This is a genomic window from Agrobacterium sp. (assembly GCF_059499945.1).
This window is the reverse complement of the sequence record NZ_JCABZP010000010.1, coordinates 261,858-277,488: the sequence shown is the minus strand read 5'-3', so window position 1 is coordinate 277,488 and position 15,631 is coordinate 261,858. Positions and strand designations below refer to the sequence as shown.

Genomic DNA, 15,631 nt, shown 5'->3' with positions numbered 1-15,631 from the left:
TATCGTTATGTTTCCGTGGCGCGTCGCCGGAAGGACGGATGGCGCTTGAGACATATGGATGAGGGCATTATGCATAAAGTGATATTCGATACGGACCCCGGTGTGGATGACGCCATGGCGCTTCTGTTCCTGCACCGCCATCCCGATATCGATCTGATCGGCGTTACCACCGTTTTCGGCAATGCGCCCATTGATATCACCACCCGCAATGCGCTCTTCCTGAAGCGGGAATGGCAGATGACAGCACCGGTCGCCAGGGGCGCCGGCGTGACCTTCGATCCCGCCCGCAAGGAAGGCCACTGGCCGACCTTCATCCATGGCGAAAACGGTCTCGGCGATATCGATATCCCTGAGGCCATCGATCTGCCGCTCGACCCGCGCCCCGCACATCGTTTCATCATCGAGACGGTAAAGGCCAATCCCGGTGAGGTGACGCTGATTGCCGTCGGTCGCATGACCAATCTGGCGCTGGCGCTCAGCGAAGAACCTGACTTCGCGGCGCTGGTGAAGGAAGTGATCGTCATGGGCGGCGCCTTCGACATGAACGGCAATGTGTCGCCGGCGGCCGAGGCTAATATTCACGGCGATCCTGAAGCGGCCGATCTCGTCTTCACCGCGCCCTGGCGCGTGATCGTTGTCGGTCTCGATGTGACGATGAAAACGGTGATGACCAGCGCCTTCATGGCTGACATGGCAAAGGCCGGCGGCAAGCCGGTGCAGCTGCTTTCGGACCTGTCGCAGTTCTACATCGATTTCTACAAGACCCGCACCGGCGACGGCATGGTGGTGCATGACAGCTGCGCCTGCGTCTATCTTGTGGCGCCTGAGCTTTTTGAAACCCGCAGCGGCCCGGTACGCGTCGTCTGCGGCGGGCTTGCCGACGGCCAGACGATCCAGAAGCCGGATGGCCGCGCCTTTCCGCCCGGTGACTGGGATGGGCATCCGAGCCAGCTCGTCTGCACAAATATCGAGCCGGAGCGCGTGCTTTCGGTCATCCGTGCCGCAATTGTGACAGGGGAGCGCGGCTGAAGGGCGGGAATGGCCGTTCTTGAGCATGGCTTGCCTTGCATTTTCCAAGAATCTGGCGTTATGCAAGTTCCCTGATCGTAGTGCGCGATCCGCCATGCCTGAGGGGCTGAAAAGGCCGTGCCGGAAGGACGGGCGGATGGCCGCTATGCGGCGTGGGCCAAGAAAACCCCTGTAGGTTTTCCCGTGCTTTGCGCTACAATGAATAACGCCTGCCGGGTCGGTTCGTGTCGGCGGCGTTTAACAACAAAAAACGAACCTTCGTTATGGACCGGAAGAACCGGTCCATTCCCATGAGGAAAGAGATGGAAGAGTTTCATAAGGTCCGGCGTCTGCCGCAATACGTCTTCGAACAGGTCAACCGTTTGAAAGCGAGCGCGCGAGCGGCCGGGGCCGATATCATCGATCTCGGCATGGGCAATCCCGACCTTCCGACCCCCAAGGCGATCGTCGACAAGCTTTGCGAGGTCGTTCAGGATCCGCGTACCCATCGTTATTCCTCCTCCAAGGGCATTCCAGGCCTTCGCCGCGCGCAGGCCGGTTATTATGCCCGCCGTTTCGGCGTGAAGCTGAACCCCGATACGCAGGTCGTCGCGACCCTCGGCTCCAAGGAAGGCTTCGCCAATATGGCGCAGGCCATCACCGCGCCGGGCGACGTCATCCTGTGTCCGAACCCGACCTATCCGATCCATGCCTTCGGTTTCCTGATGGCGGGCGGTGTTATCCGTTCGATGAATGTCGAGCCTGATGACAGTTTCTTTGGCCCGCTGGAGCGCGCCGTGCGCCACTCCATCCCGAAGCCGCTGGCGCTGATCGTCAACTACCCGTCGAACCCGACGGCGCATGTCGCCTCGCTTGATTTCTACAAGGACGTGATCGCCTTTGCGAAGAAGCACGAGATCATTGTGTTGTCCGACCTTGCCTATTCGGAGATCTATTTCGACGACAACAATCCGCCGCCTTCGGTTCTGGAAGTTCCCGGTGCAATCGACGTTGCGGTGGAATTCACCTCCATGTCGAAGACCTTCTCCATGCCAGGCTGGCGTATGGGCTTTGCCGTCGGCAACGAGCGGCTGATCGCGGCGCTGACGCGTGTGAAGTCCTATCTCGACTACGGCGCCTTCACGCCGATCCAGGTTGCGGCAACGCATGCGCTGAACGGTGACGGCTCTGACATTGCCGAAGTGCGCAATGTCTATCGCCGCCGTCGCGATGTCATGGTCGACACGTTCGGCAAGGCCGGCTTCGAGGTTCCGCCGCCGGCGGCGACCATGTTCGCCTGGGCGAAAATCCCGGAAAAGTTCCGCCATCTCGGCAGCCTGGAATTCTCCAAGCTTCTGGTCGAGAAGGCCGATATTGCCGTTGCTCCCGGCATCGGCTTTGGCGAGATGGGCGATGATTACGTCCGTCTCGCGCTCGTGGAAAACGAGCACCGAATTCGTCAGGCAGCGCGCAATCTGAAGCGTTTCCTGTCGAGCGCAGACGAAACGATGCACAACGTCGTTTCGCTTAACGCCCACAGATAAGGGCAACCGAAGGCGGCCGGGCCTCGGCCGCCACCATCACCAGCAAATCAGGAACATACCCATGGCAGATTCATTGAGAATCGGCATAGCGGGGCTCGGCACTGTCGGCGCTTCGCTCGTGCGCATCCTCCAGCAGAGAAGCAACGAACTTGCGATTACCTGCGGACGCGCGATTGAGATTATTGCGGTGAGCGCGCGCGACCGTTCGCGCGACCGCGGCATCGATCTCAAGGGTATTACCTGGTTCGACACGCCGGAGCAGATGGCAAGCGAAGCCGATATCGACGTCTTCGTCGAACTGGTCGGCGGTGCTTCCGGCCAGGCGGAAAATGCGGTGCGGGCCGCACTCGCACGTGGTCTCCACGTGGTGACAGCCAACAAGGCGCTGCTGGCCAAGCATGGCGTCGAACTGGCGACCATTGCCGAAGACAAGGGGGCGCTTCTCAATTTCGAAGCGGCGGTGGCCGGCGGTATCCCCGTCATCAAGGCGCTGCGCGAATCCCTGACCGGCAACCATGTGTCGCGCATCTACGGCATCATGAACGGCACCTGCAATTACATCCTGACCAAGATGGAGAAGGAAGGGCTGTCCTTCGAGGCCTGTCTGAAGGAAGCGCAGCGGCTGGGCTATGCCGAAGCCGATCCGGCCTTCGATATCGAGGGCAACGACACCGCTCACAAGCTCGCCATTTTGACCACGCTTGCCTTCGGCAACAAGATTTCGGCTGATGACATCTATCTGGAAGGCATCACCAATATCTCCAGCGAGGACATTCAGGCGGCCGCCGAACTCGGTTACCGCATCAAGCTTCTCGGCGTGGCGCAGGTGACCGAATCCGGCATCGAGCAGCGCGTGCATCCGACCATGGTGCCGCTCGATTCCGTCATTGCCCAGGTGGACGGCGTGACCAATGCGGTGGCGATCGAATCCGACATTCTCGGCGAATTGCTGATGGTCGGCCCGGGTGCGGGCGGCAACGCCACGGCTTCCGCCGTGCTGGGCGACATTGCCGATATCGCCAAGAGCCGTCCGGGCGCCCAGCAGGTGCCTGTCCTCGGCCGTCCGGCGAAATCCCTGTCGGAGTATCGCCGCGCCAAGATGAAGAGCCATGAGGGCGGTTATTTCATCCGCCTGACGGTGAAGGACCAGGCGGGCGTCTTCGCCTCCATCGCCACCCGCATGGCTGACAATAACATCTCGCTGGAATCCATCGTGCAGCGCCAGCGCGTGCATGTGGAAGGCGCGCCGCAGACCATCATCCTTGTCACCCATGCGACGATGGAAGATGCGATCCGCAAGGCGGTAAAGGCGATCAAGAACGAGAAATATCTCGTCAGCGAGCCGCAGGTCATCCGCATCGAGCGGACCTGAGACGCTTCATTATTTTGATGACACCGAGAGCCGCGCTTCCATATGGAGGCGCGGTTTTTCGTTGTATGGCTGCCTGTATAGCGCCGGTGGTCCGGCGCCCATAAAATTTGAGGGGAAGGCGTCGGAAGCGCTGGAAAACAAGGCGATTCGGCACTATGGTTAATCCTGTTCACCAAGCGAGGGAGGCGTGGCCGTGACATCGATCATCCTGTTCAAGGACAATAAGCGCGCTGGCATTGCGGCGACCCATCACCGGGCGCGGCCTCACAATGCCAATGACAATATTCGCACTATGGAATTCGACATGGGGGAGCATGAGCGCAACTGGTGTTCGCTCGCCGTCTTCTCGCTGCTGCTGCTCGTTGGCGCTGTCTCGATCGTCAGCCCATTTTTCTCGATTTTTTCGGTGTGAAACCTCATATGCGCGTTTTTGCTTGAAAAACGCGCCACCGCCATTTAGCCCGTCTTAAGAGCGCGATCAGGCGCATGACAGGACGAATGGACAGGATGGCAATGATGGAGCCGGCCGATACCGTGGCCCGCGCATTTTTAAGCGTGGAGCGGTCGGCGACAGAACAGCGCTGGGTATCGCGGCTGGATCAGGCCGGGCAGAACCGCGCGCTGGCCATGTCCCAGATTCACGCCATTCCCGAATTGATCGCACGCGTTCTTGCCGGACGCGGGGTGGGTGTCGATGACGCCCTGGCGTTCCTTGATCCGACCATCCGCTCCCTGATGCCCGATCCGCATATGCTGACCGATTGCGAGAAGGCCGCCGAGCGGCTGGTACGCGCTATCGAGACCGGCGAGAAGGTGGCGATCTTCGGGGATTACGATGTCGACGGTGCAGCCTCTTCCGCACTGATGTATCGCTTTCTCGCGCATTTCGGTCTGACGCCGGAAATCTATATTCCCGACCGTATTTTTGAGGGCTACGGGCCGAACCCGGCGGCGATGCAGCAGCTTGCTGCCAATGGCGCGACGCTGATCGTGACGGTCGATTGCGGCTCAACCAGCCATGAATCGCTGCAGGCCGCCAAGGACGCGGGAACGGATGTCGTGGTGATCGATCACCACCAGGTCGGCACGGAGCTGCCGCCGGCGGTGGCGCTGGTCAATCCCAACCGCGAGGACGATCTTTCGGGGCAGGGGCATCTCTGTGCGGCAGGCGTGGTGTTCCTCGTGCTGGTCGCCACCCTGCGCCTATTGAAGGACAGGCGGAACCGGCAGGCCTTCACACTCGATCTGCTGTCCCTTCTCGATATCGTTGCGCTTGCCACCGTATGTGATGTGGTGCCGCTGAAGGGCCTCAACCGCGCCTATGTGGTCAAGGGGCTGATTGCCGCGCGCCACATGAACAATGCAGGTCTCGCTGCTCTGTTCAAGAAGGCGGGGCTTGGTGGCCCTGTCACACCCTATCATTTCGGTTTCCTGATCGGGCCGCGCATCAATGCCGGCGGCCGCATCGGTGATGCGGCACTCGGCAGCCGACTGCTGACGATAGATGATTCCTCGCAGGCCGAGGTGATCGCGGAGCGGCTGGATGAGCTGAACCGTGAGCGGCAGGCGATGGAAGCGGTGATGCTCGCGGAAGCCGAAGCGGAGGCTCTGTTCGAATATGGCGACGGCTCGGGTGCGGGCGTCATCGTCACCGCGCGCGAGAACTGGCATCCCGGCATTGTCGGCCTGCTCGCCTCGCGTCTGAAAGATCGTTTCCGCCGCCCGGCTTTCGCCATTGCTTTTGATCCCTCGGGCAAGGGCACCGGCTCCGGCCGTTCGATCAACGGTTTCGATATGGGGCGCATGGTGCGCGCCGCCGTGGAGGCCGGTTTGCTGGTCAAGGGCGGTGGGCATGCCATGGCGGCCGGTCTGACGGTTGAGCGCGCCAATCTCGGCAAGCTCAGGACCTTCTTCGAGGAGGCGGCCGCAAAGACCGTGAATGAGCTGGTGGAAAGCAGCGTGCTGAAGATCGACGGCGCCATCGGCGCCTCGGGCGCGACATTGCAGCTTGTCGACCAGTTGGAGCAGGCCGGTCCTTACGGATCAGGCCACTCGCAGCCGATCTTTGCCGTGCCGGCGCATCGCCTGCGCGACGTGCGGCTCGTGGGTACAGCTCACGTCAAGATCACGCTGGAGGCCATGGACGGCTCGCGGCTGGACGGTATCGCGTTTCGCGCTGCAGAAGCGCCTCTGGGGCAGATGCTGCTGAATGCACGCGGCAGGAACATTCACGTCGCAGGCACCGTGGGCGCCGATCTGTGGCAGGGCCAGAGGCGCGTGCAGCTGCGCGTTCTGGACGCGGCTTTCGCGCCCTGACGGGGCCTTGGAACTTACCCTGAATTTTGGGAACACTGTCTCTGACGAATGGCCGAGACACGCCAATGCGTCTTTACGCGATGCGTGAAGATTTTCGTGCAGACTACTGATTTTTATGGAGAAGCAAGTGGCACGCCCTAGGGGAGTCGAACCCCTCTTTTCAGAATGAAAATCTGACGTCCTAACCGATAGACGAAGGGCGCGTGCGCTTGTGGTGTGGCGCCCTTATAGTCAGGCTCCCGTTGCTCCGCAAGCGGAAAAATTGATTTTTTTCGCTTCACGACGAGTTTTTTTATGGAAGCCGAAAGGGCTGTGGAAAACTGAGCCGGGTCTGGCCAAGGCCTTGAAATTTCGCCGCTATCGCTGCGCGCCGGTAATGCCTTCATGCCTCGTGGAAGGCCGGGGGGTGCTTTTCCCAACCCTTAGCTGGCATCTGCCGCCCGCCGGAAAGAACCGACGCTATGACTTGTCTAAAGGGGGGAAAGGCAAGCCGGTCGATTTGCCCGCTGGCGCTTCATCCGGCTTGCCTTCCATCGGGGGGACAGCACTCTAACGTGCCGACCGGGAATCGGTTCCGGCGCATCGATCACGCGCGACGAATTCGCGATCTGTGAAGCTGCTTTATATTTTTGAAGAGGAAGAACACGAAGGCAAGTGGCACGCCCTAGGGGAGTCGAACCCCTCTTTTCAGAATGAAAATCTGACGTCCTAACCGATAGACGAAGGGCGCGTGCGCTTGTGGTGTGGCGCCCTTATAGTCAGGCTCCCGTTGCTCCGCAAGCGGAAAAATGCATGATTTGACAAAAAAATGACATGGACCGCCAGAAGCCCTGAGAAACAAGGATTCTTGTTTCGTAACAAATGGTTAAATGGTCGGGCTGTGGCTATTTTTGAGGCCTGTTGCTTTGGATGTGGGCTGTGAAACGACGACTCAGCACAAGCGTTGGCTTGATTGGAACTAACGGCGAGGCAGTGATGAGGTAGAACATATTTGCCGTCATCCTCGCCTCAGGGGCGAGGATGACGTTGGGTGTGGCCACTGTTTCTGCAATAAAAAACGGGGCCGAAACGGCCCCGTTGGATGATGCGTTGATGGCAAAAGTTCTCAGTGCAGAATCTGGCTGAGGAACAGCCGGGTGCGCTCGTGCTGTGGATTGTCGAAGAATTCGGCAGGCGAATTCTGTTCGACGATCTGGCCCTGGTCCATGAAGATGACGCGGTTTGCGACCTGGCGGGCAAAGCCCATTTCGTGGGTCACGCACAGCATCGTCATGCCGTCTTCGGCAAGGCTGACCATGGTGTCGAGCACTTCCTTGACCATTTCCGGGTCAAGCGCCGAGGTGGGTTCGTCGAACAGCATGATCTTCGGCTTCATGCAGAGCGAACGGGCAATCGCCACGCGCTGCTGCTGGCCGCCGGAGAGCTGGCCGGGATATTTATGAGCCTGCTCGGGGATCTTGACGCGCTTCAGATAGTGCATCGCCACTTCTTCGGCTTCCTTCTTGGGCATCTTGCGAACCCAGATCGGCGCCAGCGTGCAGTTCTCGAGGATCGTCAGATGCGGGAAGAGATTGAAGTGCTGGAACACCATGCCAACCTCGCGGCGCACCTCGTCGATCTTCTTCAGATCGTTGGTGAGCTCGATGCCATCGACATTGATCGTACCCGACTGATGTTCTTCCAGCCGGTTGATGCAGCGGATCATGGTCGACTTGCCCGACCCCGAAGGACCGGCGATGACGATGCGCTCGCCTTTCATGACCTTCAGGTTGATGTCGCGCAGTACGTGGAAGTCGCCATACCACTTGTTCATGCCGATGAGTTCGATCGCTACGTCCGTTGTCGAGACGGTCAGTTTTTTTGTTTGGGTTTCTGCCATTTGAGCGTCCCTTATCGTTTATGCCCGGTGTCGAGGTGCCGTTCCATGAACAGCGAATAACGCGACATGCCGAAGCAGAATATCCAGAATACGAAGCCTGCGAAAATATAGCCAGTCATGGCGGTGACGGGCGTCGCCCAGTTCGCATCCGACTGGTTGAGTGTGACAATGCCAAGCAGGTCAAACATGCCGATGATCGAGACCAGCGACGTGTCCTTGAAAAGACCGATGAAGGTGTTGACGATGCCCGGAATAACGAGCTTCAGCGCCTGCGGCAGCACGATCAGCCGGGTTTTCTGCCAATAGTTCAGGCCGAGCGAGTCTGCCCCTTCATATTGCCCCTTCGGGATGGCCTGCAAGCCGCCACGGATCACCTCCGCCATATAGGCGGACGAGAAGAGCGACACGCCGACCAGAGCTCGCAGGAACTTGTCGAAGGTCCAGCCGTCGGGAAGGAACAGCGGCAACATGATGCTGGCGAAGAACAGGACGGTGATCAGAGGAATACCTCTGATGACTTCAATGAAGAGCACGCAGAGCATCTTGATGACCGGCAGGTTCGACCGTCGGCCGAGCGCCAGGAGAATGCCGAAGGGGAGCGACACCGTGATCCCGAAGAAGGACAGGATGAGCGTCACCATCAGGCCGCCCCACAGCTGCGTTTCCACCTTCGGCAGGCCGAAGACGCCGCCGATGAGCAGGAAAAACGCAATGAAGGGCAGGATGATGAAAAGCACCAGCGCGTTGAGGCGCTTGAACGGCGCTTTTGGAATCAGCATCGGTATCAGCAGGATGGCGAACGTCACCATCACGAGGATGGGACGCCAGCGTTCGTCGATCGGATAGCGGCCGAAGACGAATTGTCCGAGCTTTGCCGAAACGAAAGCCCAGCACGCACCGGACTGGCCGTCCGGCAGCGCGCCGCCCTGCGAAGCGGTCAGGCAGGCGATACGATCGCTGCCGGTCCACACCGCGTCAATGAACAGCCACTTGATGACCGGCGGCACCAGATAGGCGAGCAGGGCAAGGGCGATCACCGTCAGGACCGTGTCCTTGGGGGTGGCGAAGAGTTTGGTGCGCAGCCAGTGACCGAAGCCGACGGCGCTCGAGGGCGCGGGTCTGGCGTCCTCGATGGTCTGCCGCACGAAAGCGTGATTGCTTGTTGTCATCGTCATCTCTCCACCAGGGCCATTTTCGCGTTGAACCAGTTCATGACCACGGCCGTGAGCAGGGACAGCGAGAGATAGATGACCAGCCAGATCGCAACGACTTCGACCGCCTGACCCGTCTGGTTCAGGATCGTGCCGCCGACGGAGACGATGTCGGCGAAGCCGACCGCGACCGCAAGCGAGGAGTTCTTGGTCAGGTTGAGATATTGACTTGTCAGCGGTGGGATGATGATGCGCATCGCCTGCGGAACGACGATCAGGCGCGTCGTGGTGCTGGAACGAAGCCCGAGCGCATCCGCAGCTTCCGTCTGGCCCTTCGCCACGGCCTTGATGCCGCCGCGAACGATCTCGGCGATGAAGGAGGCGGTGTAGAAGGAAAGCGCCAGAAACAGCGACATGAATTCAGGTGCGACGACCGCGCCGCCCGAGAGGTTGAACCGCCCGGCAATCGGGTAGTCGAAGGTCAGCGGTGAGCCGAGCGCGAGAAATGTCGCGGCCGGAAGGCCGATGATGAGAAGTGTAGCCGTGATCCCGGTGCGGAACTGCTGACCGGTCTTTTCCTGTCTCGCCTTTGCCCAGCGGTAAATGAAAAAGCTGATGACGATGGCGACCAGAAGGGCGAGCGGTATCAGCCACGTGCCTTCGCCCCAAAGGGGCTTCGGAAAGAAGAAACCGCGATTGTTGAGGTAGCTTCCGAGCGGAAGCTCCAGCGAATCACGCGCCTGCGGCAGGACTGAGATGACGCCCTTGTACCAGAAGAAGATGACGAGCAGGGGCGGGATGTTGCGGAAGATTTCCACATAGGCCTGCGCGAGCTTCGAAATCAGCCAGTTGCTGGACAGCCGGGCGATACCAACGATGAAACCGATGATCGAGGCGGCGATGATGCCAAAAAACGCAACCTGGATCGTGTTGAGAATGCCAACGAGCAAAGCCCGGCCATAGGTCGCGTCGCTGGTATAAGCGATCAGCGACTGGCCGATATCAAAACCGGCTCTTCCGTTGAGGAATCCGAAGCCGGACGAAATGTTTGACCGTTGAAGATTGGTGATCGTATTCGTCACGATGATCCAGACGAAGGCGGCCAGGATGACGACTGTCAGGACCTGATAGAAAATTCCGCGTATGCGTGGATCGTAGATAAGTGACGACGCGCTTTGCGAGCGCGATCGTTGCGAACTGACCGCGTTGCCTGCCATAGGCACCTTTCCCTTTTATATGCTCTTTGCGAGCTTATTTATATAATTTTAAAATGGAGGCCGGGCATTGCCCAGCCTCCTGTCATGATCTAGCCGATGATGGGGCCGATCAACGGACCGGCGGTGCGTATTGCAGGCCGCCCTTGGTCCACAGCGCGTTCTGGCCGCGCTCGATCTTCAGCGGAGAGCCTGCACCGACGTTGCGGTCGAAGACTTCGCCGTAGTTACCCACCAGCTTGATGATGTTGTAGGCCCAGTCGTTGGTCACGCCGAGATCGGTACCGATCTTGGTGCCTTCTTCCGTGCCGAGCAGGCGCTTGATATCAGGGTTGGCGCTGGTCTTCTGCTCATCGACGTTTTTCGAGGTGATGCCCAGTTCTTCGGCATTGACCATGGCGTAGTGAACCCAGGTCACGATGTCGAACCACTGGTCGTCGCCCTGGCGAACGGCCGGTCCAAGCGGCTCCTTGGAGATGACCTCAGGCAGAACGATGTTGTCGTCCGGGTTCTTCAGCTTGAGGCGGATGGCGTAAAGACCGGACTGGTCGGTGGTGTAGACGTCGCAACGGCCGGAATCATAGGCGGAGGTTGCGTCGGCTTCCTTTTCGAAAACGACCGGGTTGTACTGCAGATTGTTGGTCTTGAAGTAGTCGGCGAGATTGAGCTCGGTGGTCGTGCCGGTCTGAACGCAGACGGCGGCGCCGGAAAGCTCGAGCGCGGACTTAACATTCAAGCCCTTCTTGGCGATGAAACCCTGGCCGTCATAATAGTTGACGGTACGGAAGTTGAAGCCGAGCGACGTGTCGCGGCTGATCGTCCAGGTGGTGTTACGGGTCAGAACATCGACTTCACCGGACTGGAGAGCCGGGAAACGGTCCTTGCTCGAAAGGGCGACGAACTTGGCCTTGGAAGGATCGCCGAAAACCGCAGTGGCAATACCACGGCAATAGTCCACGTCGATACCGGACCATTCGCCCTTGTCATCGGGATTGGAAAATCCCGGAATGCCGGCGCTGACGCCGCAGGTGACGAAACCCTTGCCCTTCACATCCTGAAGCGTCGCAGCCGAAGCGACCGAGGCTCCTCCCAAAACTGCTGCGCCGATGGCGGCTGACAGAATTGCCTTTTTCATTTTTCCCAACCTTTGTTTGTTATCGTCACTTGGAAGAGGACCGGCATATTGTCTTGCCCCAGCTCCCCCTTCAGCGAGACCTTTTCGATCCGCTTTTTCTATCACAATCGCAATTGGCAGCGGGGTCAAGACGTGCGGGCAATAATTGTGCCTATAAAACGGAATTTTCCAAATTTTGGTCGGGAAGTGTGCAAAGGGTGAAAATATAAGCATATTTTTGCGAAAATTTGAACTTGCACAGTATTTGTATACTTGTTGTATGCTCGCTCTCGGCGGATCAATTCACCCTGTTTGACAGAACCCTGCGGGACTTGACCTTGCGGTCCGCTCTTAGCATTGTCGCACGCGTCAATGTTCCTTCGAAAGCTGATCTGAAATGACCAAGACAAATGACCTGCTTTCCGCCGCAGGTGTGAATACGCGCCTGACCCACGGCGGCAACGATCCCGCGGACTGCTTCGGTTTCGTCAATCCGCCCATCGTGCGTGGCTCTACAGTGCTTTTCCCCGATGCCGAGACGCTTTCGACCGAAAACCAGAAATACACCTATGGCACCCATGGCACGCCGACGACCGATGCGCTGTGCAGTCTCGTCGATGAGCTGGAAGGGTCTGCCGGAACCATTCTCGTGCCGTCGGGCCTTGCGGCGATTACCGTGCCGTTCCTCGCCTATCTCGGCGCCGGCGATCATGCGTTGATTGTCGATTCCGTCTATTATCCCACGCGCCGCTTCTGCAACATGATGCTGCGGAAGCTCGGCGTCGAGGTGGAATATTACGACCCGGCAATCGGCACGGGCATCGAGGCGCTGATCCGTCCGAATACCAAACTCGTGCATCTGGAAGCGCCGGGCTCCAATACCTTCGACATTCAGGATGTCCGGCTGATCACCGAGATCGCCCACAGGCATAATTGTGTGGTGACGATGGACAATACCTGGGCGACGCCGCTTTATTTCAGGCCGCTCGATTTCGGCGTCGATGTCTCCATTCACGCCGCCACCAAATATCCTTCGGGTCATTCGGACGTGCTGATGGGTTTCGTCTCGGCCAATGAAAAGCATTGGAAGACGCTTTATCAGGCCAATACCAATCTTGGCATCTGCGTCACCTCTGACGATGCCTATCAGATCCTGCGCGGCATGCGCACCATGGGAATCCGGCTGGCGCATCATCAGAAAAGCGCGCTTGAAATCGCCACATGGCTGGAGAGCCGTGACGACGTCATTCGTGTGCTGCATCCGGCCTTGCCGAGCTTTGCCGGGCACGAACTCTGGAAGCGCGATTTCAAGGGCGCAAGCGGTGTCTTCTCCTTCGTGCTGAAGGCGGAAGAGGGCAAATACAAGCAGACGGCGGCTGCCTTCCTTGATGCGCTGACGTTCTTCGGGCTCGGCTATTCCTGGGGCGGATACGAATCGCTTGCTGTTTCGGTGTCGCTTGTCGACAGGACCATCGCCAAGGGCCCCTCCGAAGGGCCGGTCATCCGCCTGCAGATCGGGCTCGAGGATGTCGCCGATCTCCAGAAGGACCTCGAAGCCGGGTTCGCGGCTGCCGCCGGAGTCTGATTTCAGACCCCGCACCCTTCAGCCCTTTGCGTGATAACCGTAGAGCCAGTCGAAGTCCTTCAGGAAGGCTTCCGTCGGACGTGTGGAAAACACGAAGTCCCGCGCGGTGCGGACCGGGCCTCTGGCATGATAGGCAAAACGATTGAGAGAGGCCCGCTTGCGGGCCTTTTCTATGCGCGGCAGGCGCAGGGCCTCGAAAGCGGCAAGGGCCTGCGGCACGGGCGGCGGGGCTCCGGCGTTGCTGCCTGCCATGGTTCCCGCAAGTTCAAACGCATCCTCGATCGCCATGGCCGCGCCCTGGGCGGCGAACGGCATCATGGCGTGCGCCGCGTCGCCGATCAGCACCGTGTCACGGCCGTTGTGCCAGCGGCCGGAGCCAGCCTGATAGAGCGGCCAGAAAGTCGGGTTTTCAGACGAATCAAGCAATCGGACGATGTCAGGGCTGAAGCCGCGAAACTGTTCCAGCAAGAGGGCTTTCTGCCGTCCGCTCGATTCCGCCCGCCATGTCGCGCCGGGGTCGGCGCCGAGCGCGATGGCGACGATGTTGAAGCCGCCGATTTCCTTCAGCGGATAGGCGACGATATGGCCGCCCGAGCCGAGATAGGCCGTGACGGCGCTTTTGTTGATGGCTGACGGCACGTCATTTGCCGTGACCGTGAAGCGCCAGGCCACATTGCCGGAGAAGGTGGCGGTGGGAGCGGAAGGCACGGCGAAGCGGGCCGCCGACCAGACGCCATCCGCGCCGACCATCAGATCATGGTCGCGGAAAGTGGTTGCGGCAATGATATCCGCTGTCGCATTTTCGATGCGTTTTCCGAGATGCAGGCGGCAAAGCGGGTTGCGTATCACCGCCTGGAGAAGTGCGTTTTGCAGCGTCGAGCGGTGCAGCACGCCATAGGGTGCGCCCCAGCGGCTGCGGGCCACCGCGCCCATCGGCAGGGAGAGCAGCGTGGCAAGCGATTTTCCGGAGGCGAGTTCGACGCTGAGAGGTTCGGTCCAGCGCGCCTCGATATCAGGCAGTACCCCGAGCGTGGCGAGAATGCGGGCGGCATTGGGGGAAAGCTGCAGGCCGGCGCCAACTTCCGCCAGTTCGCCGGCCTGTTCGATGATGTCACAGTCGATACCGTGCCGGGCAAAAGAAAGGGCAGCGGTGAGACCGGCAATGCCGGCACCGACAATGGCTACGGATTTTATGGGCATGGTGCGCCCCGATCAGAAAAGGTGGAAGGTCAGGCAGCCTTCACATGGAAGACGCAGCCCGGAGGATTGGTCTGCTCTGCCTTCAGCGACGGATTGTAGCGATAAAGGGTCGAGCAGTAGGAACAGACCTTCTCATTGTCGTCGCCCATATCGATGAAGATATGCGGATGATCGAAAGGCACGGAAGCGCCGGTGCACATGAATTCCTTGACGCCGATCTCGATCATGCGGTGTCCGCCATCGTTCTGGAAGTGGGGAATGGAATGGCCGGCCATGTTCGTCTCCAAATGCAACATCGTTATCGAGCCGCCGCTGGTTTTCGCGCATCGGCTCGTCGTTGCGGATATGTAGCCTCAAACGCATTGCATCTCCATAAAAATCGTCAGCAAAACATGTTCAACATTGCTAATTCCTGCCATATGGTCCGGCAAAAAGGATGTCCTTGATGAATCTCAACACGCCGCAGTTTTCCGATTTTTCCCATGACGGCCTTCGCCTTGCCTATTTCGACGAGGGTAATCCGGCGGGCGATCCGGTTTTGCTGATCCACGGCTTTGCCTCCAGCGCCAATGTCAACTGGGTGCATCCCGGCTGGCTGAAGACGCTGGGTGAAGCGGGTTACCGGGTGATCGCCATTGACAATCGTGGCCATGGCGCAAGCGACAAGCCGCATGATCCGGAAGCCTATTATCCGCCTGTCATGGCCGGCGATGCGGTGGCGCTGCTCAATCATCTCGGCATCGCCGAAGCCCATGTGATAGGATATTCCATGGGCGCGCGCATTTCCGCCTTCCTTGCCATGGCCCATCCTGAGCGTGTGCGTTCGCTGGTCTTCGGCGGGCTCGGCATCGGCATGGTCGAGGGTGTCGGCGACTGGGATCCGATTGCCGAGGCGCTTCTGGCACCTTCGCTCGATGTCGTGACGCACGAGCGCGGCCGTATGTTCCGCGCCTTTGCCGACCAGACGAAAAGCGACCGGCTGGCGCTGGCCGCCTGCATCGAGACATCGCGGGTTCTCGTCACGCGCGAACAGGCGGAAAAGATCGACGCCCCGACGCTGATCGCAGTCGGAACGAAAGACGACATCGCCGGATCCGGCGCGGAGCTTGCGGCGATCATGCCGCATGCGCGGGCAATCGATATTCCCGGCCGCGACCACATGCTGGCTGTCGGCGACCGGGTGTTCAAGGCGGCGGTGCTGGAATTTTACCGCTCGCTATGAGCGTGATGGCAAGAAACGGTTTTTCA

13 protein-coding genes and 2 tRNA genes are annotated in these 15,631 nt (G+C 59.6%); 7 read left to right on the top strand and 8 right to left on the bottom strand.

Annotation, left to right across the window (positions count from 1 at the left end; translation table 11 throughout):
* Nucleotides 1-69: 69 nt before the first annotated feature.
* The 5 genes from AC5I5B_RS07945 to recJ all read left to right on the top strand — a co-directional run bounded on the left by AC5I5B_RS07945 (nucleotide 70) and on the right by recJ (nucleotide 6,240).
* Nucleotides 70-1,029 carry a nucleoside hydrolase gene (locus AC5I5B_RS07945; protein WP_111834533.1) on the top strand — a complete coding sequence of 320 codons (960 nt, stop codon included), beginning with the start codon at nucleotides 70-72 and terminating at the stop codon, nucleotides 1,027-1,029.
* 302 nt (nucleotides 1,030-1,331) lie between these two features.
* Complete coding sequence (locus AC5I5B_RS07940; protein WP_003502876.1) at nucleotides 1,332-2,552, top strand: LL-diaminopimelate aminotransferase; 1,221 nt, start codon at nucleotides 1,332-1,334, stop codon at nucleotides 2,550-2,552.
* A 61-nt stretch (nucleotides 2,553-2,613) separates the two neighbouring features.
* Nucleotides 2,614-3,924, top strand: coding sequence for a homoserine dehydrogenase (locus AC5I5B_RS07935; protein WP_020012584.1), 1,311 nt, complete (start codon nucleotides 2,614-2,616; stop codon nucleotides 3,922-3,924).
* A 187-nt stretch (nucleotides 3,925-4,111) separates the two neighbouring features.
* Nucleotides 4,112-4,336, top strand: coding sequence for a hypothetical protein (locus AC5I5B_RS07930; RefSeq protein ID WP_060725790.1), 225 nt, complete (start codon nucleotides 4,112-4,114; stop codon nucleotides 4,334-4,336).
* Nucleotides 4,337-4,431: 95 nt separating this feature from the next.
* Nucleotides 4,432-6,240, top strand: coding sequence for a single-stranded-DNA-specific exonuclease RecJ (recJ, locus tag AC5I5B_RS07925; protein ID WP_111834430.1), 1,809 nt, complete (start codon nucleotides 4,432-4,434; stop codon nucleotides 6,238-6,240).
* 128 nt (nucleotides 6,241-6,368) lie between these two features.
* On the opposite strand, the gene AC5I5B_RS07920 is transcribed toward recJ, so the two are convergent.
* From AC5I5B_RS07920 to AC5I5B_RS07895, 6 genes are all read right to left on the bottom strand, one after another.
* A tRNA-Glu gene (locus AC5I5B_RS07920) sits at nucleotides 6,369-6,443 on the bottom strand.
* Nucleotides 6,444-6,895: 452 nt separating this feature from the next.
* Nucleotides 6,896-6,970 (bottom strand) — tRNA-Glu (locus tag AC5I5B_RS07915).
* Nucleotides 6,971-7,345: 375 nt separating this feature from the next.
* On the bottom strand, nucleotides 7,346-8,119 hold the full coding sequence (locus AC5I5B_RS07910) for an amino acid ABC transporter ATP-binding protein (RefSeq protein ID WP_111834429.1): 774 nt from the start codon (nucleotides 8,117-8,119) through the stop codon (nucleotides 7,346-7,348).
* Between the two features lie 11 nt (nucleotides 8,120-8,130).
* Nucleotides 8,131-9,288 carry an amino acid ABC transporter permease gene (locus tag AC5I5B_RS07905; protein ID WP_003502867.1) on the bottom strand — a complete coding sequence of 386 codons (1,158 nt, stop codon included), beginning with the start codon at nucleotides 9,286-9,288 and terminating at the stop codon, nucleotides 8,131-8,133.
* A gap of 2 nt (nucleotides 9,289-9,290) precedes the next feature.
* A complete protein-coding gene (locus AC5I5B_RS07900; protein WP_495752609.1) occupies nucleotides 9,291-10,487 on the bottom strand; it encodes an amino acid ABC transporter permease in 1,197 nt (398 codons plus the stop codon).
* A 109-nt stretch (nucleotides 10,488-10,596) separates the two neighbouring features.
* On the bottom strand, nucleotides 10,597-11,619 hold the full coding sequence (locus tag AC5I5B_RS07895; RefSeq protein ID WP_003502863.1) for an amino acid ABC transporter substrate-binding protein: 1,023 nt from the start codon (nucleotides 11,617-11,619) through the stop codon (nucleotides 10,597-10,599).
* Nucleotides 11,620-11,995: 376 nt separating this feature from the next.
* On the opposite strand from AC5I5B_RS07895, the gene AC5I5B_RS07890 reads away from it, so the two are divergent.
* Nucleotides 11,996-13,183, top strand: a complete 1,188-nt coding sequence (locus tag AC5I5B_RS07890) for a cystathionine beta-lyase (RefSeq protein ID WP_111834428.1) — start codon at nucleotides 11,996-11,998, stop codon at nucleotides 13,181-13,183.
* An 18-nt stretch (nucleotides 13,184-13,201) separates the two neighbouring features.
* Here the strand turns inward: AC5I5B_RS07890 and AC5I5B_RS07885 are convergent, their stop codons facing one another.
* Both AC5I5B_RS07885 and AC5I5B_RS07880 read right to left on the bottom strand, forming a co-directional pair.
* Nucleotides 13,202-14,383 (bottom strand): FAD-dependent monooxygenase, encoded by a 1,182-nt coding sequence (locus AC5I5B_RS07885; protein ID WP_111834427.1) that lies wholly within the window; start codon nucleotides 14,381-14,383, stop codon nucleotides 13,202-13,204.
* Nucleotides 14,384-14,412: 29 nt separating this feature from the next.
* The gene (locus AC5I5B_RS07880) at nucleotides 14,413-14,658 is read right to left on the bottom strand and encodes a zinc-finger domain-containing protein (RefSeq protein ID WP_003502857.1); all 246 of its coding nucleotides are present in this window, start codon (nucleotides 14,656-14,658) and stop codon (nucleotides 14,413-14,415) included.
* Nucleotides 14,659-14,828: 170 nt separating this feature from the next.
* Between AC5I5B_RS07880 and AC5I5B_RS07875 the strand changes: the two genes are divergently transcribed.
* The gene (locus tag AC5I5B_RS07875) at nucleotides 14,829-15,605 is read left to right on the top strand and encodes an alpha/beta fold hydrolase (RefSeq protein WP_111834532.1); all 777 of its coding nucleotides are present in this window, start codon (nucleotides 14,829-14,831) and stop codon (nucleotides 15,603-15,605) included.
* The last annotated feature ends 26 nt before the right edge of the window (nucleotides 15,606-15,631 follow it).